Source organism: Pseudomonas corni (assembly GCF_057128765.1).
In genome coordinates this window covers 176,325-201,778 of sequence record NZ_JBSKHW010000013.1, presented here as the reverse complement: position 1 = coordinate 201,778, position 25,454 = coordinate 176,325, and the positions used below count along the sequence as shown (strand labels likewise).

Sequence of the window (25,454 nt, the reverse complement as noted above, 5' to 3'; positions counted from 1 at the left end):
GGTGGCTCGTAACCCTTGATCATTGCCAGACGTATCTGCCCGGATCGCATTTACTGCGTGATGACATGGCCGTATGCACGGATGCGGCCGTCGGTCTCGGTGCGCAGATACACACCTTGCAACTCAGGGTTGAATCCGGGGAATTGGTTGATCGCATCCTGCAGCGCCAGGAAATACTCAAGCACCGCGCCGTCCCAGATTTCGCCAGGGACCACGCACAGCACGCCAGGCGGATAAGGCAACGCGCCTTCTGCAGCCATGCGCCCGCGGGCGTCTTCCAGCGGGATGAGTTCTACGTGGCCGCGCACGAATTCCAGGTTGGCTTCTCGCGGGTCCATCGCGACTGTCGGCATGCCTTTTTTGCGAAACATATCCTTCTGCAATTGCTTCACGTCATGACGCGCGTAGAGCGAATGCATCTCCTGACACAGCTGGCGGATGCTGTAATCGCGATAGCGCACCTCATGGGCGGCGTAGATCCCTGCCAGCACAATTGCCAGTGGCGCATCGTCTTTGATGAACCGTTCGAAGCGCCCGATTTGCGCCACCAGATGCTCCATTTTTGCTTTGCCCTCAGCAGGGGTCAGCAGAAACAGAATGGTATTGAGGTCGTTCTTCTCAGGGACAATCTCGTACTGGCGCAGGAAGGTCGCCAGCACGCCAGCATGTATCCCGAAGTCCATGTACTGCCCGGTTTCGGCGTCAATGCCGGGCGTGGTGAAGAGCAGTTTGCAGGGGTCGATGAAGTACTGGTTTTCGCCATAACCTTCAAACGCATGCCAGCGCTCGTCAGGGTGAAAGCGGAAAAACCGCAGGTCGTTGGCAATCTCGTCCGTGGGATAGTCCTGCCAGTACCGGCCATCGATGGTCGGTGGCACAAACGGTTTGATCAGCGTGCAGTTGTCCATCATCAGCTTGCGCGCCTCAATACCTGCGCGTACGCATTCATCCCACAGGCGATGGCCGCTGCGGCCACTGTGCATGCGCGCGTTGACATCCAGGCACGCGAACAGCGGATAAAACGGGCTGGTGGAGGCCTGCGCCATAAACGAGTTGTTCAGGCGTAGATGGTTGCAATAGCGCGCCTGCCCCTTGATGTGCCGGTCTTTCTTGTGAATCTGCGAGGCCTGGGAGAAACCGGCCTGCTGTTTGTGGATGGACTGGGTGACAAAAATCCCCGGATCGTCTGCCCCCAATTCCAGGAGCAAGGGCGAGCAGTCGCGCATCATCGGGATGAATTGCTCGTAACCCAACCACGCTGAGTCGAACAGGATGTAGTCGCACAAATGACCGATGCGGTCGACGATCTGCCGGGCGTTGTACACCGTCCCGTCATAAGTGCCGAGCTGGATGATTGCCAGGCGAAATGGCCGGGCATCGTCGGCTTTGGCAGGCGCCACGATGCGCAGTTGCTCACGCAGATACTTTTCTTCAAAACAGTGCGAGTCGATGCCGCCGATCAGGCCGTAGGGGTTACGCGCCGTTTCCAGATAAAGCGGCGTCGCCCCCGCCTGGAACAACGCACCCTGGTGAATGGACTTGTGATTGTTCCGGTCGAACAGCACCACATCACCCGGCGTCAGCAAGGCCTGGGTCACAACCTTGTTGGACGTCGATGTGCCGTTGAGGACGAAATACGTTTTGTCGGCGTTGTAGACCTTCGCCGCGCGCTTCTGGGCTTCCAGCGGTGCGCCTTCATGGATCAACAGATCGCCCATTTCAACGTCGGCATTGCAGCGATCGGCGCGGAACAGCGTTTCACCGAAGAAATCAAAAAACTGTCTGCCCGCCGGATGCTTGCGGAAAAACTGGCCACCCTGATGCCCCGGGCAGGCGAACGTCGAGTTGCCGCGCTCGACGTAGTGCTTCAGCGCACCGAAAAACGGCGGCAACAAGGCTTCTTCGTACTGCGTGGCCGCCCGTTCAAGCTTGTGTCCATAGAACTCGGCGTTGCCGGCGCCGAGGTCGAAAACTCCGCTGACTTGCAGCAGTACTTTTTCGACATCCAGAATGGTCTGACGCGTCAGTTCATCCTCTTGAGCGACGGCAAAAAACACCGGAATGTCGAACCCTGATCGGCAGATGTCATCCACGCGGCCCTCGCGGAGATCTTCAGCCGTGAGCACTATCGCCGCCACATCGGTGAGATCGGTCGCGCCGAAATCGACAACATCTCGATCCGTGAGAAAGCTGGTACGAGCGCTCAGGCCTGCAGCGACCTTTAGTCTGTTCATATGATGACCTTTTTCGAATGCGTAGGTGGGTGATCCGAGACGGCGTGCCGACCAGTTTCAGAGCGAATATTGATAGAGGGGGAACGTCCCGAACTTGCCGATAGCGGAGTCGAAGGCCTGCGGCGAACCCACGTTCTGCGAATGAGTTTGCGCACCTCGGCGAACCACAAAACTCCGCTGGCCATAGCGACGCACACCGTCCACTGGCCAAGAGAAAGTGGGACAGTGCCGAAGGCTGCGTTCAAGACTGGGTGATTGACTACAGCAACCTGCAAAAGCGCTGCGAGCGCCACCGCAGCCAATAACCAGCGGTTGGAGAATGCCCCGCTCAAGGCCGATGCCGTGCCGGAGCGGGCGTTGAAACAGTTGAACAGCTGAGTCAGCACCAGCACCGTGAACGCAGCAGTTCGTGCCAGTTCCAGACTGAACGGGCCGTTGTGATTCAGCGCGCGCACCGGATCGATCAAACCGCCCGGAAGAAACAGATCCAGCGTCGCCAGGGTCAATGCCGCCATCACGACACCACCTTCGATCACGCCCCACAGCATGGGAGCATCGATAATGCGCTCGGTACGCAAACGCGGCTTGCGCAGCATCACGTCTCCGGCGACAGGGTCGACACCCATGGCCAGTGCAGGTCCGGTGTCAGTGACCAGATTGATCCATAAGATCTGCGTAGCGAGCAAAGGGAGGACGACCGCGCTGTCCAAAGTATTTGCCGGATCTGTAAGTCCGATGATCCCGGCCCCTGCTACGCCTGCGAATACCGTTATCACCTCGGCCAGGTTGGAAGACAGCAGATAACGCAGGAATTTGCGGATGTTATCCAGCACGCCGCGACCTTCCCGGACTGCCCTCACGATGGTGGCGAAGTTATCGTCGGTGAGGATCATGCGTGCAGCTTCCTTCGTCACCTCAGTACCCGTCACGCCCATTGCCACGCCAATGTCCGCGGCTTTGAGCGCCGGGGCATCGTTGACACCGTCACCGGTCATGGCGACCACGTTGCCAGCTTTTTGCAGCGCTCTAACTATGCGCAGCTTGTGACTGGGTGCCACCCGCGCGAAGACTGAAGTATCCAATACGGCTAATGCGAAGTCGGCATCATCGAGCGCTTCGATGTCGAGGCCGGTCAACACTGGCGCATCGGCTTCAACGATTCCCAGATCAACGGCGACTCTTAGTGCCGTGCGAGGATGGTCACCAGTGATCATGATCACCCGAATCCCGGCCAGGCTGGCGTCGGCTATCGCCACCGCCGCCTCTTTGCGAGGAGGGTCGATGATGCCTACAGCCCCGATGTATTCCAGGTGGTGTTCGAGTACACCCGCGTCGGCAATATCGTGCGGGACCTGCACATCCGCGGGCAACGAGCGGCAAGCCACGCCAAGGGTTCGCAGCGCATCGTTGGCCATCGAGTCTACGTCCGCCATCAACTCATCACGCAGGGTTTGGTTCAGAGCCACAGTGACGCGTCCCCTGCGAACGTGAGAGCACCGAGCCAGCAGCACATCAGGCGCGCCTTTGGTCAGGAGCAGATGCGCCTCGCCCAGGGAATGATCCGCCACCAGCACCGACATCATTTTGCGCTGTGACGTGAAGGGGATCTCACCGAGGCGCTTGAAGCGATGCAAACGCCCGGACATTGTTTCAATGCCTAGAAGCTTGTGCTGCGCGACCAAAAGCGCAGCTTCTGTCGGATCGCCCTGAATGATCCACGCGCCGGTATCGCTCTGCTGAAGTTGCGCGTTGCAGGCAAGGCTCCCTGCCTCAACCACCGCTTCCACTTCATCACGCAAGGGGCCGGCCTGTAGCTCAACGCCGTCTCGCTCGGCTAGCCCCTGCGGGACATAACCCACGCCGGAGATGTCACTACGCCCAGACGCGGTCATTACCCTCTGCACTGTCATTTCGCCGCGCGTAAGCGTGCCCGTCTTATCGGTGGCGATGACAGATGCCGAACCGAGTGTCTCCACCGAGGCGAGCTTTTTGACAATGGCATGGTGCAGCGCCATACGCCGTACGCCCATGGCAAGCACCACCGAGAGGATGGCCGGTAGCCCCTCAGGCACGGCAGCCACGGCCAGTGAAACCCCCATCAACAGCACCGCAACGACCGAGGCGACGCTGTAGTTGCCTGAGATGACCAATGCGGTCGCGACCACTACAGCGGCGATCACAAGGGCCGCGATACCGAGCACTTTGCCCAGATAAACCATTTCGATTTGCAGCGGCGTCGGGGCGTCGGCGGTGCTGTCCAGCAGCGTGGCAATGCCGCCTGCCTCTGTGCGCATGCCAATGGCTGTCACCACGGCACGTCCGGTGCCCTGCGCGACCGCCGTCCCTTTGAAAACCATGTTCCGCCGATCTGCGAGCGCCACCGGCGCCAGCAGCAAAGCCGCATCTTTGAGCACTGCACCGCTCTCTCCCGTCAATGAGGCTTCAAGCACTCTCAGCGCAGCGGTGTGTGTCAACCGCGCATCAGCACCTACCGCGTCACCTTCGGCCAGCATCAGCACATCGCCCTTCACAAGCCCGGCGCTGGACACGCGTAGCACAACACCGTCTCGCAGCACTGCCGACGTCGCTGTTGTCATTTTGGCGAGGGCGGCGACTGCCTGCGTCGCTTTGACGTCCTGCCACCAACCCAGCGTGGCGTTCAGCACAATGACGCAGACGATGACCATCGCATCCAACGGCCAGCCTGTAAGACCGGCATGCCCCCTGTCGTCAAACCACCATGCAACCAGGGCGATCGCCGCAGCCGCGCCCAGCAGATAGATCAGCGGGCTTTGCAATTGCGCCAACGCTCGGCGCCAGCCTGCAACCGTTGGCGCGGCGCGCAATTGGTTGGGACCGTCAAGAAGTAGCCGCGCTGCCGCCTCCCTGGCGGTGAGCCCCTTTTCCAGATGGGTATCGAGGGCCAGAACGACATCCGCAACACCGATCAATGACGCATCGCTGAGCAATGATGATTGACCTGGTGCAGTCTCCGTCATGACAAGGAGCCCCGTCCGGGCGAAGCGTGTACGCACCGTCCGTCCAGCCCTCGGGCCGGGTGCTGATGTCTGTTGTTCGATCTGTTCATGAGGGGACCTCTTCCAATCAACAGGTGGACGAGCAAGTGGCTTCGCGTTGCATCAGGCATCCGTGAACGTCTGCCCTCGCACATGCCCCTGCGCCAGCGCAGGTGGCGTGAGCGGTTGACTGAAATCAGCCGTCCAGTGCCAGTTGCGAATCTCTGGCATGTCCTCGAAATGCTCGCGAATCCAGGTGTGATGGCGGCGCAACTGATTTTCGAAGTAGTGAACGGCGTCCAGGCTCTCAGCCCGCAGGCGGGGTACATGGCTCAACGCGTCGATGGCCAGTTGGTAACGGCTCATGCGGTTCAGCACCACCATGTCGAAGGGGGTGGTGGTGGTGCCGCGATCGCTGAAACCCCGCACGTGAAAACGCGCTTCGTTTGCCCGGCCGTGAACCATGGAGTGAATGACCCACGTCGAGCCATGAAAGGCGAACATCACTGGCGCATCACGGGTGAACAATGCCTCGAACGACACGTGATCCATGCCGTGAGGCCGGTCTTCAGGGGCGCTGAGAATGCCCAGATCCACGACGTTAACCAGCCGGACGCGAATACCGGGCACATGTTTTTGCAGCAGCCAGGCTGCGGCGACCGCCTCGGTCGTCGGTACATCACCGGCGCAGCCCAGGACCACGTCGGGATGCTCGTCATCGGTGCCTGCAAACGACCAGATCGACGCGCCCTGAGAGCAATGCTTGAGCGCAGCGTCGAAGTCCAGCCACTGGAAATCCGGTTGTTTACCGCAGGTCACGACATTCACGTAATTGCGGCTGCGCAGGCAGTGATCGTAGACATTGACCAGGCAGTTGGAATCCGGCGGGTAATACACCCGGACCACGTCAGATCGGCGCTGCAGCACGTTGTCGACAAAACCGGTGGACTGATGGCTGAACCCGTTGTGATCGTTGCGCCAGGCATGACTGCTGATCAGGATGTTGAGCGAGGCCAACGGACGGCGCCAGGCAAAGTCGCGGCTCTGCTGCAACCACTTGGCGTGCTGAGTGACCATCGAATCGACCACCTGCGCGAACGCTTCGTACGTCGACCACATGCCGTGTCGACCCGTGAGCAGATAGCCTTCCAGCCAACCCTCACACAGGTGCTCGCTCAGCACTTCCATCACTCGCCCGTCTGGAGAGAGATGATCATCAATGTCCAGGCACGGGCCGGAGGCAGTCCGATTACTGGCTTCGAACACTGCATTGAGGCGGTTGGAGTTGGTCTCGTCAGGGCCGAACACGCGGAAGTTATGCGGGTTGTTGCGCATCACATCACGCAAGTATTCACCCAGCTTGCGCGGTGCTTCGGCGATCACCTGGCCAGGCCCCGGCACCTCGACGCCATAGTCGGCGAAGTTAGGCAGATCCAGCGCCACCAACAAGCGCCCGCCGTTCACGTAGGGCACAGCGCCCATGCGCAAAGCGGAAGGCGGCGTCAGGGCCTGAAGCTCTGGCAACAATCTGCCCTGTGCATCGAACAGCGTTTCAGGCGCATAGCTGCGCATCCAGCTTTCCAGCTGTTTGAGATGGTCTGGATTGCCGATGACATTGGCCAGCGGGACCTGATGCGCGCGGAAAGTACCTTCCACCGGCAGACCATCGACCACTTTGGGCCCGGTCCAGCCTTTGGGGCTACGAAGGATGATCATCGGCCAACGCGCGCGCGCTATGCCGCCGCCCTTTCTGGCACGGGTCTGAATTCGCACAATGGCGTCATGACAGGCGTTGAGCGCTGCCGCAAAGCGCTGATGCATGCCGGGCAAATCATCGCCGGCGACAATAATCGGCTGATAACCGCGACCGCGGTACAACTCGATCAGGTCATGCTCGGGCAACCGCGCTTCTACCGTTGGCCCGGAAATCTTGTAGCCATTGAGGTGCAGTATCGGCAACACGGCGCCGTCGCGACGGGGGTCCAGAAAATGAATACTTTTCCAGCTGCCTTCCAGCGGGCAGGTTTCAGCTTCGCCGTCACCGATGACGCAAGCGACCAGCAGGCCGGGATTGTCGAAGGCGGCGCCAAAGGCATGCATCAGCGAGTAACCCAACTCCCCGCCTTCGTGCAGTGAATTGGGCGTGTGTGGTCCGCAATGACTGGGCACGCCACCGGGGGTCGAGAAGCTGCGAAAAAACGCCAGCATCCCCGCTTCATCTTCGGAGATATCCGGGTGAACTTCGCTGTAGGTCCCTTCCAGCCACGCGCAGGCGTTCATCGTCGGACCGCCGTGACCGGGGCCGGAGATGAAAATCGTCTCGATCCGCCGTTCGCTGATCAACCGGTTGAGGTGCACATAGATAAAGTTCTGCCCGACTGAAGTCCCCCAATGCCCCAGCAGCCTGGGTTTTATGTGCTCTGCCAGCAAAGGCTGGCGCAGTAATGCGTTGGCTTTGAGGTAAATCTGCCCGACACACAGGTAATTGGCGGCGTTCCAGTATCGGTGCAGCCGTGACAGCAGATAGGTGTCCAGAGGCCCGGCTTCTGACGTCGTACCGTCAGACGAAATGGTCGGCACAAGGTCAGTTTGTTCGACACTGGAAAGCGTTGAATTGAAGCGATACATGGCGACTCCAGAGGGTGCAATGCACAAGCCTTGCGACTCGCAGGGATTCAATAAGTGGATCGACTTCATCAGCCGCTATGCAGCAGACCCAGCGCATGTCGCGCGATGACCGCGTTCTCGTCCGTCGCAATGGTCCAGGCCGACACACGGCTGCCAGGCAGAGACAGGCACGCAGACTGTCCGGTGGCGCTAGCCGAATCGTGTTCAAGGCCCAGCCAGGCGCAGCCGTCGAGAATGGCGTTGCGCACCTGCACCGCGTGCTCGCCGATGCCACCGGTAAACACCAATGCATCGACACCGCCCAGCACGGCCGCCAGGCTGCCTATCTCTCGCACGACGCTGCGCACGAACAACGCGATGGCCTCCTTCGCTGCCGGGGCCTGACTGTCAGACAGGGTGCGCATGTCGCTGGAGATGCCGCCGGAAACTCCCAACAACCCGCACTCGTGATAAAGCAGATGCTCCAGCGCCTGAATGCTCATGCCGCGCTCGCGCAGCAGGTACAGCAAAATCCCGGGATCGAGGCGGCCGGGACGTGTCCCCATCAGCAAACCATCCAGAGTGGTGAAGCCCATGGTCGTGCTACGGCTCACGCCGTTATCCATCCCGCACAGACTCGCGCCGTTGCCCAGATGAGCGACGATGGTCCGTCCTTCAGCCGCTCTCCGGTCGTATTGCGGCAGTACGCTGGCAATGTATTCGTACGAAAGCCCGTGAAAGCCATAGCGCCGAAGACCCTCCTCAGTCATCGATCGCGGCAGGCCAAAGCGGGTTTCGAGGGGGTCGAGGGTGTGGTGAAACGCGGTGTCAAAACAGACGAATTGCGCAAGCCCGCCATGCTCGCGGGCCAGGTACATAATCGGTGCCAGACACAACGGCTGATGCAAAGGCGCCGCGCGGCCAAGCGCCTGCATCTCGGTCATCAGTGCGGCGTCAACGGGCGCGGCGACTTCGCTGCGGTTGCCGCCATGGACGATCCGGTGAGCGGCGGCGCAAAGCTGCCCATCGGTGTGACGCTCAATCCAGTCCATCAGATTGAACAACGTACCGCTGTCGGGCGACGCCTCATTGCGTGGCCAATCCTCGCGCTTCTGCGCAGCGCTGCCGGTATGTTGAAAGACCAGTCTTTCGGTGTCCGTATGGACTTCAAAGCTGCCGTTGCCGATGCACTGAAGCCGGGGCTCGGTCTGTGGCGTAGCGTCATACAGGGAAAACTTGATGCTTGAGGAGCCAGCATTGAGCACCAGCAGCACAGGGCGGGATTGATCAGTCATAGGGCACTCCGTGAAGGCGCTCGATCTGTATGAACGTGGCCGCAGTCAACGTGAGTCAACCGGTGGTCAGTCTGATCGCCAACACAAAGCCGGTATTGATCTGGATCAGAAAGCCGCGCCGCACCCGGCGTAAATAGAGAAGACCAGGTGTTTTCGCCTGAGTACTGACCTCATCCGGAGCACAGCCATGAGCGCCCCACTGCAACAACCGCCAAGCCCTACCGGCCCTGTCACCTGCGACGACGCCGCTGTGGCCGCGATCAAAGTCGATCACTGGATCGATCCGCTGAGCGATGGCACGCATATTCTGATCCGCCCCCTGGAGGCCATGGATCGGGATCGTGAATTCACATTCATCAAGAGCCTGTCGCCAGAGGCACGGCATTCGCGCTTTCTTGCCACCATGAAAGAGCCAAGCGCCCTCGTGCTCGACCAGATGATGGACGTCGATTACCAGCAGCGCATGGCTTACGTGGCACTGCAGATGATGGACGGCGTGCTGACCGAGATTGGTGTGGCGCGCTACGCCGCAATGGGCATCGAGGGTGAGTGTGAATCGGCGGTCGTCGTGGCCGATGCCTGGCAGCGCAAGGGGCTCGGCAAGCGATTGATGATTCATCTGATCGACGCCGCACGCACCAACGGTTTCACGCACATGCAGTCCATGGACTCAGCGACCAACTCGCACATGCGCCGCCTGGCCCAGTCGCTTGGATTCGTGTCTCGCCCGGACCCTCTGGATGCCACGCAGGTGGTGCACCGGCTGAAGCTGAAAAGCTAGCACTCCCGGTTCGCGAAGGGCGTTACTCGGCGGGTTGACGCGGGTTGATCGTCAACAAACTGCAGGGCATGTGGTACGCCACGGTTTCAGTGGTGCTGCCCAGCAGCGCGGTCATACGATTGCGATGCACCGTTCCCATGACGATGACGTCAATGCCCTCGGCCAGCGCATACGCCTGGATTGCCTTCGCCGGGCTTCCCAGGACCATGTGCCTGCACTCCGGTGGCACAGCGTAGCGCGCGGCCAGTTCATTGAAAGCGAGCTCGTCGGCTTCATAGACGATTTGCACCAGGTCCGTGGAAAACCCCATACCGCCCTGGGATTCGAATACATACGTCAGGTCATAGGCGTAAAGCAGGTGCAACTGAGCGTCACATTGCGCCGCCAGTTTTTCGGCACTGGCGATAATGCTGTCGTTGATGCCCTCGAAATGCTCTTCAGTGCGAAACGGGTCGACGGCCGCCAGTATCTTGCGCGGCAACGCGTGGTCCAGTTTCGAGACCAGGTGCAGGGGCACCGGGCAGTCGAGCAGCAGCCGTACATCCAGAGGCGTGAACATGACACGCTTTAGCCAGGACTCGTGCTCAAGGTCTTTGATGACCATCGAGGGTCTGATTTCCCGCAGGTGTTCCAGGATTTCAGTGAGTGGACGGGTGACCCACATCACTTCGGTGGTGACCATGAGCCCTTCGATCCGTATTAGGTCGGCCTGTTCTTCAAGCCATTCGCGGTGGAGTGGCAGGTAGCTGTCGCGCATCTCGTCCAGCATCCGGTCGTGAATCAGTCCGGCGCTGGCAAGGCCATCCAGGTAATCGAACGCGACAATATGCAGCGTCGCTCCCGTGGCCTGGGCCAGCGCTGCAGCGCGCTCAAACGCAGGGGTTCGTTTCATCAACGGCGAAGCGATCAGCATCAAACGCTCGGATTCAAACATGGCGCACCTCCATCGGCATGACAGGGCGACCGCAGGGCAGAAAATAGCCGTGCAGGTCGTGGCGTATGAGTATTTATGTCTGCACCGAACACGCCTTGATCTACATCAAGTACGCAGACATCTGGTGCAGAGCGGCCCCGCTCATCCACATTTGAAATGCCCGCTATCTCTGGCCTCCCCACGCGCCTATGCTGGCTTGAATAAGGAGATTCACATGACAGCCCATTTGGCCGCCGTTCCCGGTTTGTTCCTCAAGGCAGAGTGTTCCAACTGCAGCGTCAGTGAGCTGTGCCTTTCCGTGGGGATGAGCGTCACCGACAGTGATCGTTTGTCTGCAATCATTCCTCAACGCATAAAGATCAAAAAAGGCGCGGCGCTCTATCACGCCGGTGATCCTCTGCGTTCGCTGTATGCCGTGCGCTTCGGTTTTTTCAAAACCACCATCTCTTCGCAGGACGGGCGCGATCAGTTGACCGGATTTCAGATGTCCGGGGATTTGCTGGGCTGTGACGCGATCAGCAATGACCGCCATGTGTGTGACGCCATTGCCCTGGAGGACAGCGAAGTCTGCCCTATTCATTTCAACCAGCTGGAGCGGTTGTCTCGGGAGCTGCCTTCGCTGCAACACAATCTGAATCGCGTGCTGAGCCAGGAGATTGTTCGCGACCATGAGATGTTGCTGCTGATGGGCAATCTCAACGCCGAGGAACGCATGGCTGCGTTCCTGCTCAATCTGTCGGGCCGTATGGCCGCACGTGGGTATTCACATACCGCGTTCGTGCTGCGCATGACTCGGGAAGACATCGGTTCCTATCTCGGGTTGCGCCTGGAAACAATCTGTCGTGCCATCGCGCAACTGCGCGATCAAGGTATCGTGCGGATATCCGGGCGGGCCGTGGAGATTCTCGATCTTGCGCGCTTGAGCGCCATGCTCAACGGCTGTGCCCACGGCCCGAAAACACTCTGAAAATCAACCTGCGACCCTGAGTGTGCTGGCCTTGACCACCAGCACGCTGCAAGGCGCATGCATCAGCAGGTTTTCGGCGGTGTCGCCCATGACTTTCTGAACGCCGTACACCGGCAACGTCCCCATCACCAGCAGATCAACCTCATTTTGCCGGGCGAAGGCTTCAAGGGTCGTTCGCGGCGTGCCGGTCAAGAAATGCTGATGATTGCCTGCGATGCCATGCTGCGTACACAACAGCGCAAACGCTTCTTCATGGGCGTCACTTAACGCTTCCTGAAACCCGCTCTCGACCGGCTGCGCGCCAAAAGCACTTGCGCCGCTCGCGTATATCGCCGCCCAGTCGTACACGTACACCACGTGCAGCGTTGCCTGGCATTGTTGCGCCAGGCGAGACGCGGTGTTTAGCAGCGTGTCGTTCAACCGCAACTCGGCATCGTTGGCGCGATAGAGATTGACCGCCGCCAGAATCTTGCGTGGCAACGGGTGGGTGGAGCCGGTAACGAACTGGATCGGGCACACACACTGTCGCAGCAAGTGCCAATCCAGCGGCGTCGAGAACAGGCGCTTGAGCGAAGGCTCGTGATGGATGTCTTTGATGACCATGACGGGGGCGATGGCTCGGACGTAGTCATGCAGGTCGTGATAGACATCACCCGACCACATCAGCTGCATGCAGACATTGAGCCCGGCATCTCGCTCCTGCTCGATTTGCGACTCAAGCCACCGACGATGAGCGTGCAGATAACCGTCGCGCAGCGTCGACAAAGCGTCCGGGTTGAAAAAACCCATGATTTCCAGCGTATTGACGTAATCGACGGCGACGATACGCAGTCCCGCACCGCTCGCCTTCGCGAGTGCAATCGCCCGTTCGAAAGCAGGCGTGCGCTCCTGCCGGGGGGATGCAATCAGTAATAGGCACGGTGAGTCTGTCACGGAGACCTCGATAATCGTCGCACGTGTAGATCAGCGAACAGTTGCTCGTGATCCTGTGTCCCACGGCGCGGGCTACTTGCCCTGCACACAGTGTGAGCACTCATGGCGGGGCGAACCTGATGTAGATCATAAGTTGGCGTGCCGTGGTACTCGCCGTCCTGACATTTATCAAGCCGGACAGATATCGCTCGATGCACATTAAGGCCTTTGGAGCCCCTTATGATCGCTGTCACCTTCATCAACATCGTGATCATCACCACGGCGGTCATCGTTCATTACGAATGCCTGCTGCGCCTGAATCTGCTGATGCCCAGGCTCAACCTGTGGCACCGCTTCCGCATGGTCTTCGGGGTGTTGGGCGCTCTCATCGCCCACGCCATCGAAGTCTGGATATTTGCGCTGGGCTATTACTGGATGAACCGCTCGCAGTCGCTCGGGCACCTGACCGGCAACTTCGACGGCAGCTTCATGGATGCGGTGTATTTCTCATTCACGACCTTCACCACCCTGGGTTTTGGCGACATCAGCCCGACCGGGCCGCTCAAGTATCTGACCGGGCTGGAGGCGCTGACAGGTCTGGTGCTGATCACCTGGACCGCATCATTTCTGTTCATTGAAATGCAGCGATATTGGCGCACCAACACGCCGATCCCTCACGGGCGTAAGGCCCGTTCGCCGGGAAAACCAACAAGCGGCAGCCTTTAAGCGTCTTTCACTGACAAAGCTCAATGTTTGCTTCTCCAGCACGCGCTCAATGATCAGATCGCGGCCTGAGTCATCCGGTCGCGCCTATCCCGCCACCAAGAGCAATGATCATGAGCGACCTGATACTACGCAGACAGATTCTGGATGAGCTTGAGTTCGTGCCGCACATCGACGCGGCGGCCATTGGTGTGAGCATCGAGGATGGGGTGGTGGTGCTTTCAGGCCATGTGCGGACCTACGCCGAAAAAATCGCTGCCGAACACGCGGTTAAAAGCGTCAAGGGCGTGCGTGCCGTGGCAGAGGAACTGGAAGTGCGCGTGTCCACCGACATGGCCATCGACGACGGCCTGATTGCCTCGCGCTGCCTGGACCTGATTCGCTGGAACACAGCGGTCCCTGCCGACAAAATTCAGATCAAGGTGCAGCAGGGCTGGGTCACGCTTGAGGGTGAGGTGGAGTGGCAATACCAGAAAGAAGCCGCGCAACACGCTATCCAGACACTGGCTGGCGTTGCCGGGCTGAACAACATGCTGGCGGTCAAACCCAAGGTCAGCGTCGAAGACCTCAAGACCCTTATCGAGGCAGCACTGGCCCGTAATTCCGAGCTCGATGCCAGCAAAATTCGGGTCAGCGCCGTCGGCAATCTGGTGAAACTCGAAGGCTTCGTCAATCGATGGACTGAACGTAAAACCGTAGAGCACGCCGCCTGGTCGGTGCCTGGGGTAAGAAACGTAGAAAACCATTTGCTCATCGATTGACCTTGAGCCGTGTCCCCTCTTTACGCGTTCAGCGGGAGTAACTGCAATGCCTCATACCTCCAGCAGCATCCAGCAATTCAACGATGAAACCCAAGGCCTGATCGGAGGGTATTGGGTTGAAACATTGAGCGACGCAACCCCGGTGCTGATCCGTGAACTGGCTGACAAGGACCGTGATCGAGACTTCGCTTTTTTCAACAGCCTGGGAAAGGGCATTCCCCACTTTCGCTTTCTCGGATCGTTCAGCGACCGGAAGCCGCCCCACGACCAGCTTATGGACGTCGACGTGCGCAAACGTCTGGCCTACATCGCGCTGGTCTACCACAACAGCACGCTCACTGAAGTGGGCGTTGCCCGTTACGGTGCCTATGAAGGGGACGCTCACTGCGAATTTGCTGTGGCGGTGGCCGATGAGTGGCAACGACGGGGAGTGGCGACGACGCTGATGCATCACTTGATGGAGGCGGCCAAGCGCAAGGGTTTCAGCAAGATGTCGTCGATGGATGCGGCGGGCAACCTGGCCATTGACGGGCTGACGGCAAGCCTGGGATTCACGCGGCGCGAAGATGCCGAACATGGGCCAAGGGTTTTTCACGAGTACGTGCTGGCTCCGTGATGACCGCCGGTATCACGTCATGACCTTGTTGCGTGTTCGTGGAAAACGGTGCCAGGCCATTGCCTTGCACCGTGTCTGCGTCAGGACACGACGACGATATCGTCCTGAACGTTGGTCACGCCTGTGGTGTTCCATGCCGTGTGCCGGGCCAGCTCACGTTCTGACCAGTTATCGACAGTGCCGGACAGCGTCACGTCAGCCCCTGACACTTCAACCTTGATCTTCTGTGAACCGACAATCGCCCGACGTTTGAGCGCTTCCAGGATATCGGTTTTTACCCCACTGGCTGACACGCTGGCCTTGAGTGAGATGTCATTACTGATGCCCTTGACGCCCATCAGATTACGGACCGCCTCCATGGCGGCTGCGCGCTGATATTGCCACTGCACATCGCCGGACAGGGTGACCCAGCCGCCTTCGACCTGGATCTTTATTGCGTCTTTGGGCAGGTAGGTCGTCCAGTCCAGGACACTGCTCGCAGAGCTGGCAATATCGCCGTCGCTGCGCTCGCTCAAACCTGGCAGATTGACGTCCATTTCTACAGCCAGGCCGCGCACCCCGGACACCCGTTGAGCCGCTTTTTCAGCGGCCCACTTTTCAACGTAGCTGTCGACGTGACCGGCCAGCGTGACGACGCCATCCTTGACCTCGACGCCGATCTGCTCGGCATTGATCGACGGTTCCCAGCGCAACTCGGCGAGGATGTCATTTTTCAGCTGTTTATCCGTTTTCATGAGGTTGATTCCGAAGGTGAAGGAGATCGCATTGGCGATTCGGTGACTACGGTAGATCCTGAATGACTGAGTGCTTACACGCTGACCATCGCTTCGGCCGCTGCTGCTCAGGCCACTAATTTAGGCCTCTGCCCCCCTCGTGAGTAGCCTCGGAAACTACCTACAGATTCAACTCAACCCACCCACTGCAGGGCATTTTCGATGAGTCAATTCACACGACGCCACGCTGAAACCCACAAGAGCAGTCGCATCAGCTGGCTCAGGGCAGCCGTGCTCGGCGCCAATGACGGGATTGTCTCCACCGGGAGCTTGTTGATCGGCGTTGCAGCCGCCAGCACCACCCACCAGACGTTGATTGTGACGGGGGTCGCGGGGCTGGTGGCGGGTGCCATGTCGATGGCGGCAGGCGAGTACGTGTCCGTTCACTCCCAGGCCGACACCGAACACGCCGACCTTGACCGGGAGGAAAAAGAAATCGCTACAACACCGCTCGCGGAGCACCGAGAGCTGGCAGACATTTACGTTGCAAGAGGCCTTGAGCCGAAACTGGCTGCGCAGGTAGCACAGCAGTTGATGGCACACGACGCGCTGGGTTCGCACGCCCGGGATGAACTGGGTATTTCTGAAGTGGTGCGCGCCCGGCCACTCCCGGCAGCGTTGGCGTCGGCGACGAGCTTTACCCTCGGGGCTGCATTGCCAGTGGCGGTAACGGTGTGGGTGCCGCTGGCGCACGTCATCATCGCCACTTGCCTGATGTCACTGCTGTTTCTGGCGTTGCTCGGCGCCATTGCGGCGAAAGTAGGCGGCGCTTCGTTGATCATCGGTGCCTGCCGCGTGACGTTCTGGGGAGCGCTGGCGATGGTGGTCACAGCGTCCGTGGGCCGACTGTTCGGGGCGGCAGTGTAGCCAATCGCCCCCGACCAATTATCGGCGCAGATCGAACTCATGGATCACTTCGCTGAAATCCGTGGTGTTGTGAAATCTGGCAAACCGCAGTTTTCTCGCCAGATGCTGCATGGCCGGGTTGTCGGTCAGGTCCAACGACGCCATGGTCTGAAAGTGATTGCGCCGCGCCGCTTTTATCAGATGCTCCATCAGCAAAAACCCCAGCCCCTGACGCTGCCACTTATCGGCCACGACCACGGCGCACTCGCAACGTTTGCCGCCATCAAGGTCGGCGTAACGGCTCACGCCGATTTCGGTCAATGCGCCTTTTTTATGGACGAGTGCCACGTAGGCCATCCGGTTTTTGTAATCGATGTCCATCATTTGATCGAGCAGTGTGTCGTCAACTTCCGCGACCGTCGCAAGGAATCGAAAGCGTTTTGTGGCGGGAGACAGCGCATTGATGAAAGCGAACTCGCGATAGCGATCCTCCACATGCAGTGGGCGAATCAGCACCTGAGTGCCATTGTCCAGCGCCTGAATCCAGTGTTCGTCGGGCGTTTGCGCATCAATTTCAGCCAATATCCTTTCAACTGCGTAATCAATAGTCATGGCAAAGAGCTCGCATTTACAGAGGTGGATGAGGCCTTTCAGCGCCGTGGTGTCCAGCACAGCCGGTCGCCGCCCCAGGCTTTAAAGCGCGGAGGCGGCAGGCTCGGACACGAATCAATCAGCTATCGAGCACCGAACGCGCATGGCCGATATCATCGGGCGTGCCATGCACAATCAGGACGTACTTATCTGCTTTGAGCGCAGTGTCGTACCTGATCACGTCGTCTTTACTGGCACCAATGCTCATGAACGCTGCGCTGATCGCTGACAGGCCGCCGATCACCGCGGCCCCCTCAAGCGCACTGACCAGCAACGTCACGATGGGTCCGGCCAGAGCTATCACGCCAAGCCCAGGCAGGAAAAACACCGCCGGTGCCGCCAGGATTCCCCAGATACTTCCCCAGAAAGCACCCATGCTGCCCCAGGTCTTCATCCGGTCACCGACGGTGTAGAAACCCATGGGGTGTTCTTCACTGTGATAGCCCTTGCCGACAATCGAGAGCTTTTTGACGTCGAAACTCGATTTGCTCAGGGCGCGGATTGCCGTTTCGGCCTCGGCGTGGGTGTTGAAGATGTAGGCGTATGAACCTTGCGTGGTCATGTCAATTCCTCGGGAGCAGTCAGCGCTAGTAAGTCACAACGATGTTGTTCACCACGTCCTGCACCCCTGCGGTGCTCCAGGCCGAGTAACGCGCCAGTTCCCTTTCGGGCCAGCTTTTGACGGTGCCGCTAAGGGTCACATCGCAGCCTTTGACTTCGACATGGATAGTCGCGGCGTCATCAATGGCACGACGCTTCAACGCCGCCTCGATGTCTGACTTAACGCTGCTGACTGACACTTTGGGCTTGATCAAAATGTGATTGCTCATGCCCTTGATACCGGTCAGATCCCGCAGCGCAGTGAGCGCCGCCTGGCGCTGATATTCCCACTCCACTGTGCCAGAAACGTTCACCCAGCCGTTTTCCACCGTCACTTGAATGGCGTCATTGGGCAAAAACGTTTTCCACTGCAACGCGGTTATGGCCGACGCAGCAATCTCCGGGTCGGTGCGCAGATGGGGACCGGCGAGTTTGACAGTCATTGTCATCGCCAGCGCCCGTACCCCGGCGACGCGCTCGGCGGCCTTTTCCGCGTTCCACTTCTCAGCGTAGGTATCGACCTGCCCCGCGAGCGTCACCACGCCATCCTTGACCTCGACACCGATCTGCTCGGCGTTGATCGAGGGCTCCCAGCGCAGCTCTGAAGTGATGTCATCTTTCAACTGTCTATCGGTTTTCATGATCCAAGCCTCTGTGAAAAAGAAGAAGCCGAAAGCGACGTTCGCATCGTGCCCGGCCCCTGAAAACCTACTCGCGTGGTCGTCACGCGCACAGCCTCGGAAACTACTCAATCGGTGATGAACAAGGGGGCATGCGCAGGCACAGAAAGGCAGGAAAAAACGGCGTGACGAAGGGCTTACAATTCACGTATTGCGCTGGTTGCGGCGAGATACCTGAGCCCTTCCATATTGACGATCTTCACGTCTCGCCCGGAAATTTCGACCAGTGCGTGAAGCTGCAGGCGCGCGATGCAGCGGCAGATAGTTTCAAGACGCAGCCCAAGGTAAGAACCGATATCGTCGCGACGCATTTTCAGTACAAAGTTCTTGGGAGAGTTTCCGAGAAGACTGAGGCTGTGGGACAAGTTCAGCAGAAACGTCGCCAGCCGTTCTTCTGCATTCATGTTGCCCATCAGCAACAACATATGGTGACTACGCACGATCTCGCGACTGAGCAGCTTGCTCAGGTTGTGTTGCAAGGCCGGCATGTCCTGAGTCAGTTTTTCCAGACTCGAGAAATGAATCGAACACACTTCGCTGTCTTCCAGTGCCACCACATCACAGGTGTGTTTATGGGTGCCGATGGCGTCCAGACCGAGGAATTCACCCGCAATCGGGAAGCCGATTATCTGTTCGTGACCCTCAACCGACACCTTGCAGTTCTTGAATGAACCCACGCGAACGGCATAAAGAGAGCGCAAGGGGTCGCCCATACGGCACAGTGCTGCCCCCGCCTTCACCTTGATCCTGTCAATGACCAGGGTTTCCAGACGCTCAACTTCGCGCAGGCTGAGCCCCATCGACAAAGCACGCGGCGAAACACTGCGCAACACAAAGGCGGTGTTAAATCGCGGACTCTGCTGCAGTTGGGTAGCCAACATATCGATTGCCTCATTTACAGCGGCTTGGCGCTACAGATCAGCGTCAGAAACTGATTCTCGATGCTGAGCCCTGGGGGAGCGCGGTCATCCCACAGCAGTAGTTCGCCCTGGTACACCGCAAAAAATAGCGTGTTGTCGCTGCCCGATTGCCGTGCGTGACCACAGACGGCGATGTCATCTCCACGGTCATTGCGAGCGGTGGCGAACAGTGGGTCAAACACCCACCCGCGTCCTTCCACTCCCATCAGCGCCTTGGCCTTGGCCGTTTTCTGATCGGCGCTTGAGGGCTCAATGTCGACACGAGGCGCGCCGATATCGACAACGCCCTTCTCGCGGATTGCCGTTGGGGCAGGCGACTGAGCTGCCGGGAGTTGCGCGCAGCCCACCGTCAGCGCCAGACAGAGCCCCATGATTCGCTTCATTTTTTGTCGACCATCCGGCTGGCACGCCGGTTGGCATCGTCCGCTGACTTCTGCGCTTCCAATGCCGTTTTCAGCGCTTGCTCCGCCTTGATATAAGCTTCATTGGCATGCACTCTGGCAGCCGCAGCCATGTCTTCGGCACCGCTGATCCTGGCCTCTATTTCACGATGACGTTGCTGCATGCACCCAGACGTCATCACCATCACCAATACCAACGAAGTCCCTAGCATTATTCTGTTCATGGTCGTTCTCCACTGCTCACTGATACGTCAGTTGTTATCGAAAATGCGGCAACTGCCTGCAACCCATTGCAGCGGCTGATCCAGACCCAAACTCTGGGCACTGTTACACCCAGACTTGCTATCGTGATCGATCATTGACTGCTCTGGATGCCCAGGCTGGCCGTGCTTGCACAGTAACCATGTGGCCGAAAAACCGGCAGTTCGGAATATACCTAGACGCCTTGATCGCCCCGTGTACGCGGCGTCAGAGCCGTTTCACCGAAACCTCGCAGCAAAGAAACCCGGCGGTAACGACCTTCCAGCCGACGGGGGGAGCGAATGCAACGCACATTCACGTCTAATCTCTTACAAGTCCCTTCATCGAGGTAAACAGCATGCGTCGCCAAACAGGACCACCCCTGGAAGCCGCCCTCGGCAATGAAATCAGTGACCCGTTTCAGCCTTTTCTCCATCTCGCCGCCGCCCCCACGCTGTTTCTGGACGCCAACCTCAACATTCTTTTTTTCACCCCTGCCATCTCGTCGCTGATCAATATCCGGTCAGTGGATATAGGTAGATCCCTGTTTGACCTCAGCACCAGTGGTTTGGGCGAAGAGCTGGCCGCGGACGTCGCGACTGCCCTGAGTCAGGACGGTGATCCGGAGCGGGAAATCACCAGTCGCGATCAGCGTATTTATCGACGCCGGGTGGCGCGTTTCGAGGCGCAAGGCTTAGCGCAAGCGGGGGTTTCAATGACCTTCGCCGATCTCACTGACGTCCGGCACCTTGCCTCGGAGCTTGGTCGGACGCGCAAGGAAGTGGAGATCGGCCGGATCAACCATCTCAATATGCTTTCTGTCTTGAGCCATGACCTGCGCCAGCCCCTGCAAACGCTCAAACTGCTGCAAGCGCTGTTGAGGGAGACGCTGCACGAAGCGCCCACTCTGGATCTGGCCGAGCAGATTGGTCACACGCTGTCGGCGATGTCCGCAATGATCAATCAGATCCTGCAAGACACGTCGCTTGAGGCTGATGCGGTGATTGCCCACCGAGGGGACTTCCAGCTCAACACCCTGCTGCAGAAAATCGGCCCGGACCTGCAAGGCTGCGCCCGCCAATGCGGTGCCAGATTGCGCATCGTGCCCTGCCATGAGTCGATACACAGCGACCCCCGACTGCTGGAACAGATGATCCACGCTCTGCTGAACTTGGCACTGCTACACACCGCCAATGGGCGCCTGTTGCTGGGGTGTCGTCGTCACCGTGGATGGCTGAGTCTGGAGATCAGAACCCAGGGCGGCGGCGCGGCGCAGCCTGGCCTTGATGCTGACTTCACCGACATACAGCGCCTGGGCGCAATGCTCGGCCATCAACTGCATCGCCAGCCCGGGGTGCGCGGCGGAACCGTATACGCCATCAGCATTGCGCTCTCGCCAGCCATCACCCTTGAACCGAGCACTTTCAGCACTCCGTTACGTGCGGCGCAACGCCCCGTCGCCAGTCATCGCGGGATCATTCTTATCGTCGAGGACGACGCTGACCTGCTCAAGCTGCTGGGGATTCTGCTGCATCATCAGGGCTACGAAGTGGCAATGGCGCTGGACAGTGCCGCCGCGCTCAGCTGGATATTCCACAGCGGTTTGAAGCCTGACCTGATCCTCGCCGATTACCACCTGGGCACCAACATGAGTGGCCTTGAGCTGATCGCGACGCTGCGCAATCAATGGCGCTCGGAAGTCCCGGCGATCGTGCTGACGGGCGATGTGTCCAGTCGAGCCTCATTTGAAATCGCCGCTGCGCAATGTACTCAGCTGCACAAGCCCGCCAAGCTGAAAGACCTGATCCAGCTGGTACACGCCATGTTTGCTCCGCTGGGGAGCGAGCACCCGAAGTCTGGTGATCGCGAGTCCAGCCAGGCGGTGGTGTATGTCGTGGACAGCGACAGCGTGATGCGCGACACGGTCCGCCAGATTCTTCAGGGCGAGGGCTATCAGGTGAATGATTTCGCCACGGCTGAGGCATTTCTGTCCGCCTACCGCTCACAGGAGCATGCCTGCCTGCTGATCGATGCCCGCCTGCCTGGTTTGAACGGCATAGCGACCCTGCGCGGGCTTCGGCAGCAAGGGGATCAGCTGCCGACCATCATCATCAGCGGCAGCGGCGATATCGCCATTGCCGTGGAGGCGATGAGAGCCGGGGCGTGGGACTTCATCGAGAAGCCGTGCGACCGCAGCGAAATGCTCGACAGCATCAATCGCGCGTTGGGCCGATCCCAGCACAACCACAAGATTCTGGCCGGACGCCAAGGCGCTATTGACTACATCGCGAGCCTGACCACGCGCCAGCGCCAGATCATGGACATGGTGCTGGCCGGTCATCCCAGCAAGAACATCGCTGCGGACCTGGGCATCAGCCAGCGTACGGTCGAAAACCATCGCGCTTCGATCATGACCCGCACCCATTCGCGCTCCATACCGGCCCTGGCCCGCCTGGCGCTCGCCGCCAGCCTGCAAGATATCGAGGGTGCGGCGCTGACTTCCTGAATAGATTTTCCCTATGTGCGCTAGCAGACAGACGGCGCACTCAGCAACCGACACTATCCGCCGCTGGAACTCGGCCCCGGGCTCTAGCCCGAAGATGACGCGGCCTTTCTCCAGTTCCTATCGTGCTGATGAGTAATGATGCTCATGCCAAGTGATGAACCAAGACGCAGCGCGCCGATACTCAAGGCCGTGGGCAACGGCCGCTACAGCGCCGATCAGGTTGCCGAAGCATTTGTGCTGACACTCGATGATATGCGCGCAGTGCTGACACCCATTTTGGGCCCGCTCGCAGTGGCCGCGCTCTATCGGCGCTGCCTGCATTTGTGCGCGGCGACCCACAGTTGTTTCGAGTCTTTGAACGCGAGCGAAGAAGCGGCCATGAACACTTCCTCCTTCAAAGCCATGCTGGTCCAGCAAAGCAGCGCCGACGCTCGTCGACACGGCTATGCGCTGGTCAGCACATTTCACACGTTGTTGGTTTCGCTGATTGGCTCCTCGCTCACCGAGCAACTGGTGGGCGAATGGACGGCCAGCTCAATGGACCGAAACGATCACCAGAGCGGCGAGACATGAGCACCACTGTACATATCAAGCGTCTGTCTACCGGTGTGCCAGGGCTCAATGATGTATTGGGTGGCGGACTGCCGGAGTTCTCGTTCAACCTGATCGCTGGCCCGCCCGGCAGCGGCAAGACAACCCTTGCCCATCAGATGATGTTCGCCCTGGCTACGCCCGAGCGCCCTGCCCTGTACTTCACGGTGTTGGGTGAACCGCCGTTGAAAATGTTGCGCTACCAGCAGCAGTTCGAGTTCTTCCAGAACGAGGAGATCAACCGTTCGGTGCGCTACATAAACCTCTCGATGGACACCCTCGCGGGCGATCTCGACGAGGTGCTAAGACGCATCGTTGCTGAGGTCGAAACCTACAACCCCGGTCTGGTGTTCGTTGACTCGTTCCGCTCGGTGGTGCTCGCCAGCCAGACACAGGCCAACCCCAACAACAACCTGCCGCAATTCGTCCAGCAGTTGGGCGTGATGATGACCAGTTGGCAGGCCACCACCTTTCTGATCGGCGAGTACTTTTCTCAGACTGAAAGCAATCCCATCTTCACTGTGGCCGACGGCCTGATCTGGATGGGCCAGAGCGTGCAGCGCAATTCGATGGTCCGCCAGATGCAGATCATGAAGATGCGCGGTCAGCCGAGCCTGCCGGGTCTGCATACCTTTCGCATCAACCAGACCGGCATCAACGTGTTCGCACCGGTGCAAAACAGCATGAGGCCCCTGGGCAACGCTGCGGCCTCGCGCGCACGTCTGAAAACCGGTATTTCCGGCTTGGACGAGATGCTCGGCGGTGGTCTGCCGCAAGGTTATTCGCTATTGGTGGCAGGGCCTTCGGGTTCCGGCAAAAGTATTCTGGCCGCCAGCTTTCTCGCCTCCGGGGCGCGCGAGGGTGAAACGGGCGTTATCGCGGTGTTTGAGCAGCGCCCCAATCGGTCCCAGAGCCCGGAGCTTTCCCACCTGATAGAGACCGACCGGGTAGGTCTGGTAGACAGCCGCGCCTCGGACTTGTCCATCGATGAGATCGTTCATCTGCTGCTGCACGAGATCAAGCGCCTCGGTGCAACGCGGGTAGTGATTGACTCCTTATCAGGCTTTGAACTGGCGCTGGCGCCGACGTTTCGGGAGGACTTTCGAGAGTCCTTGTCGTGCCTGGTGAGCGCCTTGAGCCAGGCAGGTGTCAGCATCCTGATGACCTCCGAGCTGGGAGATCGCTACACCGACCTTCGCTTCAGCCCCTACGGCACGGCGTTCATGACCGACGCCATCATCGTGCAGCGCTATATCGAGGTCGACAGCCGCTTGCTGCGGGTGATGGCCGTGGTCAAGGTGCGTGCCAGCGCTCACTCCGACGAGTTGCGGCTTTATGAGATCAACGACGAAGGCGTCGTAGTCGGACAGCCATTGCGCAATCGGGAAGGATTGCTGGGTGGGCGCCCGTCACAGCGGCTGCGCGACGAGTAAACGGTTGCGCGCTGCCCGCTTAACTTCTCAACGAGATGTGCCATGAAGCTTGCTCATGAACCAGAACAGTTGTTGGCCGCAAATGAACAGCTTGTACTGGGTATGCTGCGTATTCAAAGCGAAGGGCAGGCGACCGTAGTTACCCTGCGCGAGGCCAATGGTGCGCTGGTACTCGCGGCGCTGAATGCGCAGGCGTTACAGCAGCAGGCGGAAACCACGCTGCGCCACGAAAAATTTGTCCTGGCCATGGTCGCCCATGAACTTCGCGCGCCCTTGGCCCCCCTTAGCCTGAGCACCGAAATGCTGGCGCACGTCAACGAAAAAGACATGCCCCGGCTGCACGCGATTATCGGCAGACAGATCGAGCACCTGACGCGGCTGGTTGAGGATCTGGTCGACGTGAGCCGGGCCAGCACCGGAAAGCTGCGACTGACCCTCAAAACCCTTGATTTGTCTGACGTCATCCAGCAAGCGATAGACGTATGCGCGCCTGTGATCGCGGCAAAACAACAAACGCTGGCACTCAATATCAGCGCCGTGACGTCATACCTTGAGGGAGATCAACTTCGGCTCACGCAAGTGTTGTCAAACTTGCTGGGTAACGCCTCCAAATTTACCCCCACGGCTGGCGTCATCACGCTCTCGTACAGCGTCGAGGGCCGGTGGGCGCGGATCGAGGTCTCAGACGATGGTGTGGGTATTTCAGCCCAGGCCTTGCCGATGATCTTTGAACCCTTCGTTCAGGATGAACATGCGTTGAGCATCAACAAGAAGGGTTTGGGGATTGGCTTGACGGTGGTTCGTGACCTGGTGAAAGCCCATGGAGGCAGCGTGGTTGCCCACAGTAACGGACTGGGATCGGGCAGCCGCTTTACCCTCCTGCTGCCGTTGTCTGAACTCAGTGAGAGTCATCACCGGGCGCCACAGCTTCAGTAACACCGCCCACGACGGCACACCGGTGCCGGC

Annotated in this window: 24 protein-coding genes; 11 read left to right on the top strand and 13 right to left on the bottom strand. The window is 59.4% G+C overall.

Translation table 11 applies throughout. From position 1 onward, the window contains the following. Positions 1-50: 50 nt before the first annotated feature. From ACWKV9_RS20250 to ACWKV9_RS20235, 4 genes are all read right to left on the bottom strand, one after another. Positions 51-2,234: an ornithine decarboxylase gene (locus tag ACWKV9_RS20250; RefSeq protein ID WP_483837906.1), complete on the bottom strand. Its 2,184-nt coding sequence runs from the start codon at positions 2,232-2,234 to the stop codon at positions 51-53. After that, positions 2,231-5,233, bottom strand: coding sequence for a cation-translocating P-type ATPase (locus ACWKV9_RS20245; protein WP_483837905.1), 3,003 nt, complete (start codon positions 5,231-5,233; stop codon positions 2,231-2,233). Before ACWKV9_RS20245 ends, ACWKV9_RS20250 begins: the two co-directional genes overlap by 4 nt. Positions 5,234-5,374: 141 nt before the next feature. Continuing rightward, a complete protein-coding gene (locus ACWKV9_RS20240; protein ID WP_483837904.1) occupies positions 5,375-7,879 on the bottom strand; it encodes a phosphoketolase family protein in 2,505 nt (834 codons plus the stop codon). A 68-nt stretch (positions 7,880-7,947) separates the two neighbouring features. After that, the gene (locus ACWKV9_RS20235) at positions 7,948-9,153 is read right to left on the bottom strand and encodes an acetate/propionate family kinase (RefSeq protein ID WP_483837903.1); all 1,206 of its coding nucleotides are present in this window, start codon (positions 9,151-9,153) and stop codon (positions 7,948-7,950) included. Positions 9,154-9,163: 10 nt separating this feature from the next. Between ACWKV9_RS20235 and ACWKV9_RS20230 the strand changes: the two genes are divergently transcribed. Together ACWKV9_RS20230 and ACWKV9_RS20225 are read left to right on the top strand one after the other, a co-directional pair. Beyond that, complete coding sequence (locus ACWKV9_RS20230) at positions 9,164-9,286, top strand: hypothetical protein (protein ID WP_483837902.1); 123 nt, start codon at positions 9,164-9,166, stop codon at positions 9,284-9,286. A gap of 54 nt (positions 9,287-9,340) precedes the next feature. Further along, a complete protein-coding gene (locus ACWKV9_RS20225) occupies positions 9,341-9,934 on the top strand; it encodes an N-acetyltransferase family protein (protein ID WP_483837901.1) in 594 nt (197 codons plus the stop codon). Positions 9,935-9,956: 22 nt separating this feature from the next. Here the strand turns inward: ACWKV9_RS20225 and ACWKV9_RS20220 are convergent, their stop codons facing one another. Next, on the bottom strand, positions 9,957-10,868 hold the full coding sequence (locus tag ACWKV9_RS20220) for a universal stress protein (RefSeq protein WP_483837900.1): 912 nt from the start codon (positions 10,866-10,868) through the stop codon (positions 9,957-9,959). A 214-nt stretch (positions 10,869-11,082) separates the two neighbouring features. On the opposite strand from ACWKV9_RS20220, the gene fnr reads away from it, so the two are divergent. Beyond that, positions 11,083-11,835: a fumarate/nitrate reduction transcriptional regulator Fnr gene (fnr, locus tag ACWKV9_RS20215; protein ID WP_483837899.1), complete on the top strand. Its 753-nt coding sequence runs from the start codon at positions 11,083-11,085 to the stop codon at positions 11,833-11,835. 3 nt (positions 11,836-11,838) lie between these two features. On the opposite strand, the gene ACWKV9_RS20210 is transcribed toward fnr, so the two are convergent. Beyond that, entirely contained in the window at positions 11,839-12,768 is a 930-nt protein-coding gene (locus ACWKV9_RS20210) for a universal stress protein (protein WP_483837898.1), read from the bottom strand. 219 nt (positions 12,769-12,987) lie between these two features. Here ACWKV9_RS20210 and ACWKV9_RS20205 point away from each other — a divergent pair, with 219 nt between their 5' ends. The 3 genes from ACWKV9_RS20205 (at position 12,988) to ACWKV9_RS20195 (ending at position 14,847) form a co-directional block, all read left to right on the top strand. After that, the gene (locus tag ACWKV9_RS20205; RefSeq protein ID WP_483837897.1) at positions 12,988-13,473 is read left to right on the top strand and encodes a potassium channel family protein; all 486 of its coding nucleotides are present in this window, start codon (positions 12,988-12,990) and stop codon (positions 13,471-13,473) included. Between the two features lie 110 nt (positions 13,474-13,583). Next, a complete protein-coding gene (locus ACWKV9_RS20200) occupies positions 13,584-14,231 on the top strand; it encodes a BON domain-containing protein (RefSeq protein ID WP_483837896.1) in 648 nt (215 codons plus the stop codon). Between the two features lie 46 nt (positions 14,232-14,277). After that, positions 14,278-14,847, top strand: coding sequence for an N-acetyltransferase family protein (locus tag ACWKV9_RS20195; protein ID WP_483837895.1), 570 nt, complete (start codon positions 14,278-14,280; stop codon positions 14,845-14,847). Between the two features lie 80 nt (positions 14,848-14,927). Here ACWKV9_RS20195 and ACWKV9_RS20190 read toward each other — a convergent pair whose 3' ends face one another. Beyond that, positions 14,928-15,581 carry a BON domain-containing protein gene (locus tag ACWKV9_RS20190; RefSeq protein WP_483837894.1) on the bottom strand — a complete coding sequence of 218 codons (654 nt, stop codon included), beginning with the start codon at positions 15,579-15,581 and terminating at the stop codon, positions 14,928-14,930. Positions 15,582-15,782: 201 nt separating this feature from the next. Here ACWKV9_RS20190 and ACWKV9_RS20185 point away from each other — a divergent pair, with 201 nt between their 5' ends. Further along, positions 15,783-16,487, top strand: coding sequence for a VIT1/CCC1 transporter family protein (locus ACWKV9_RS20185; protein WP_483837893.1), 705 nt, complete (start codon positions 15,783-15,785; stop codon positions 16,485-16,487). Between the two features lie 18 nt (positions 16,488-16,505). Here ACWKV9_RS20185 and ACWKV9_RS20180 read toward each other — a convergent pair whose 3' ends face one another. The 6 genes from ACWKV9_RS20180 to ACWKV9_RS20155 all read right to left on the bottom strand — a co-directional run bounded on the left by ACWKV9_RS20180 (position 16,506) and on the right by ACWKV9_RS20155 (position 19,942). After that, positions 16,506-17,078 carry an N-acetyltransferase family protein gene (locus tag ACWKV9_RS20180; RefSeq protein WP_483837892.1) on the bottom strand — a complete coding sequence of 191 codons (573 nt, stop codon included), beginning with the start codon at positions 17,076-17,078 and terminating at the stop codon, positions 16,506-16,508. Between the two features lie 118 nt (positions 17,079-17,196). Next, positions 17,197-17,679: a general stress protein gene (locus ACWKV9_RS20175; protein ID WP_483837891.1), complete on the bottom strand. Its 483-nt coding sequence runs from the start codon at positions 17,677-17,679 to the stop codon at positions 17,197-17,199. 25 nt (positions 17,680-17,704) lie between these two features. After that, positions 17,705-18,358 (bottom strand): BON domain-containing protein, encoded by a 654-nt coding sequence (locus ACWKV9_RS20170; RefSeq protein WP_483837890.1) that lies wholly within the window; start codon positions 18,356-18,358, stop codon positions 17,705-17,707. A gap of 176 nt (positions 18,359-18,534) precedes the next feature. Continuing rightward, a complete protein-coding gene (locus tag ACWKV9_RS20165) occupies positions 18,535-19,278 on the bottom strand; it encodes a cyclic nucleotide-binding domain-containing protein (RefSeq protein ID WP_483837889.1) in 744 nt (247 codons plus the stop codon). 14 nt (positions 19,279-19,292) lie between these two features. Next, positions 19,293-19,700 carry a hypothetical protein gene (locus ACWKV9_RS20160; RefSeq protein ID WP_483837888.1) on the bottom strand — a complete coding sequence of 136 codons (408 nt, stop codon included), beginning with the start codon at positions 19,698-19,700 and terminating at the stop codon, positions 19,293-19,295. Further along, on the bottom strand, positions 19,697-19,942 hold the full coding sequence (locus ACWKV9_RS20155; protein ID WP_483837887.1) for an Lpp/OprI family alanine-zipper lipoprotein: 246 nt from the start codon (positions 19,940-19,942) through the stop codon (positions 19,697-19,699). Before ACWKV9_RS20155 ends, ACWKV9_RS20160 begins: the two co-directional genes overlap by 4 nt. A gap of 374 nt (positions 19,943-20,316) precedes the next feature. Here ACWKV9_RS20155 and ACWKV9_RS20150 point away from each other — a divergent pair, with 374 nt between their 5' ends. From ACWKV9_RS20150 to ACWKV9_RS20135, 4 genes are all read left to right on the top strand, one after another. Continuing rightward, on the top strand, positions 20,317-22,464 hold the full coding sequence (locus ACWKV9_RS20150) for a response regulator (RefSeq protein ID WP_483837886.1): 2,148 nt from the start codon (positions 20,317-20,319) through the stop codon (positions 22,462-22,464). A 144-nt stretch (positions 22,465-22,608) separates the two neighbouring features. Beyond that, the gene (locus tag ACWKV9_RS20145) at positions 22,609-23,037 is read left to right on the top strand and encodes a hypothetical protein (RefSeq protein ID WP_483837885.1); all 429 of its coding nucleotides are present in this window, start codon (positions 22,609-22,611) and stop codon (positions 23,035-23,037) included. Next, positions 23,034-24,488 (top strand): ATPase domain-containing protein, encoded by a 1,455-nt coding sequence (locus tag ACWKV9_RS20140; protein ID WP_483837884.1) that lies wholly within the window; start codon positions 23,034-23,036, stop codon positions 24,486-24,488. Before ACWKV9_RS20145 ends, ACWKV9_RS20140 begins: the two co-directional genes overlap by 4 nt. Before the next feature lie 42 nt (positions 24,489-24,530). Next, positions 24,531-25,424 carry a sensor histidine kinase gene (locus ACWKV9_RS20135; RefSeq protein ID WP_483837883.1) on the top strand — a complete coding sequence of 298 codons (894 nt, stop codon included), beginning with the start codon at positions 24,531-24,533 and terminating at the stop codon, positions 25,422-25,424. Positions 25,425-25,454: the final 30 nt, after the last annotated feature.

What these genes read in the sequence shown, in the direction of transcription:
- ACWKV9_RS20155 (WP_483837887.1), bottom strand. Translation starts at nt 19,942, where the DNA reads ATGAACAGAATAATGCTAGGGACTTCGTTGGTATTGGTGATGGTGATG.
- ACWKV9_RS20160 (WP_483837888.1), bottom strand. Translation starts at nt 19,700, where the DNA reads ATGAAGCGAATCATGGGGCTCTGTCTGGCGCTGACGGTGGGCTGCGCG.
- ACWKV9_RS20180 (WP_483837892.1), bottom strand. Translation starts at nt 17,078, where the DNA reads ATGACTATTGATTACGCAGTTGAAAGGATATTGGCTGAAATTGATGCG.
- ACWKV9_RS20220 (WP_483837900.1), bottom strand. Translation starts at nt 10,868, where the DNA reads ATGTTTGAATCCGAGCGTTTGATGCTGATCGCTTCGCCGTTGATGAAA.
- ACWKV9_RS20170 (WP_483837890.1), bottom strand. Translation starts at nt 18,358, where the DNA reads ATGAAAACCGATAGACAGTTGAAAGATGACATCACTTCAGAGCTGCGC.
- ACWKV9_RS20150 (WP_483837886.1), top strand. Translation starts at nt 20,317, where the DNA reads ATGCGTCGCCAAACAGGACCACCCCTGGAAGCCGCCCTCGGCAATGAA.
- ACWKV9_RS20175 (WP_483837891.1), bottom strand. Translation starts at nt 17,679, where the DNA reads ATGACCACGCAAGGTTCATACGCCTACATCTTCAACACCCACGCCGAG.
- ACWKV9_RS20185 (WP_483837893.1), top strand. Translation starts at nt 15,783, where the DNA reads ATGAGTCAATTCACACGACGCCACGCTGAAACCCACAAGAGCAGTCGC.
- ACWKV9_RS20245 (WP_483837905.1), bottom strand. Translation starts at nt 5,233, where the DNA reads ATGACGGAGACTGCACCAGGTCAATCATCATTGCTCAGCGATGCGTCA.
- fnr (WP_483837899.1), top strand. Translation starts at nt 11,083, where the DNA reads ATGACAGCCCATTTGGCCGCCGTTCCCGGTTTGTTCCTCAAGGCAGAG.
- ACWKV9_RS20190 (WP_483837894.1), bottom strand. Translation starts at nt 15,581, where the DNA reads ATGAAAACGGATAAACAGCTGAAAAATGACATCCTCGCCGAGTTGCGC.
- ACWKV9_RS20135 (WP_483837883.1), top strand. Translation starts at nt 24,531, where the DNA reads ATGAAGCTTGCTCATGAACCAGAACAGTTGTTGGCCGCAAATGAACAG.
- ACWKV9_RS20235 (WP_483837903.1), bottom strand. Translation starts at nt 9,153, where the DNA reads ATGACTGATCAATCCCGCCCTGTGCTGCTGGTGCTCAATGCTGGCTCC.
- ACWKV9_RS20250 (WP_483837906.1), bottom strand. Translation starts at nt 2,234, where the DNA reads ATGAACAGACTAAAGGTCGCTGCAGGCCTGAGCGCTCGTACCAGCTTT.
- ACWKV9_RS20200 (WP_483837896.1), top strand. Translation starts at nt 13,584, where the DNA reads ATGAGCGACCTGATACTACGCAGACAGATTCTGGATGAGCTTGAGTTC.
- ACWKV9_RS20145 (WP_483837885.1), top strand. Translation starts at nt 22,609, where the DNA reads ATGCCAAGTGATGAACCAAGACGCAGCGCGCCGATACTCAAGGCCGTG.
- ACWKV9_RS20240 (WP_483837904.1), bottom strand. Translation starts at nt 7,879, where the DNA reads ATGTATCGCTTCAATTCAACGCTTTCCAGTGTCGAACAAACTGACCTT.
- ACWKV9_RS20195 (WP_483837895.1), top strand. Translation starts at nt 14,278, where the DNA reads ATGCCTCATACCTCCAGCAGCATCCAGCAATTCAACGATGAAACCCAA.
- ACWKV9_RS20140 (WP_483837884.1), top strand. Translation starts at nt 23,034, where the DNA reads ATGAGCACCACTGTACATATCAAGCGTCTGTCTACCGGTGTGCCAGGG.
- ACWKV9_RS20205 (WP_483837897.1), top strand. Translation starts at nt 12,988, where the DNA reads ATGATCGCTGTCACCTTCATCAACATCGTGATCATCACCACGGCGGTC.
- ACWKV9_RS20165 (WP_483837889.1), bottom strand. Translation starts at nt 19,278, where the DNA reads ATGTTGGCTACCCAACTGCAGCAGAGTCCGCGATTTAACACCGCCTTT.
- ACWKV9_RS20225 (WP_483837901.1), top strand. Translation starts at nt 9,341, where the DNA reads ATGAGCGCCCCACTGCAACAACCGCCAAGCCCTACCGGCCCTGTCACC.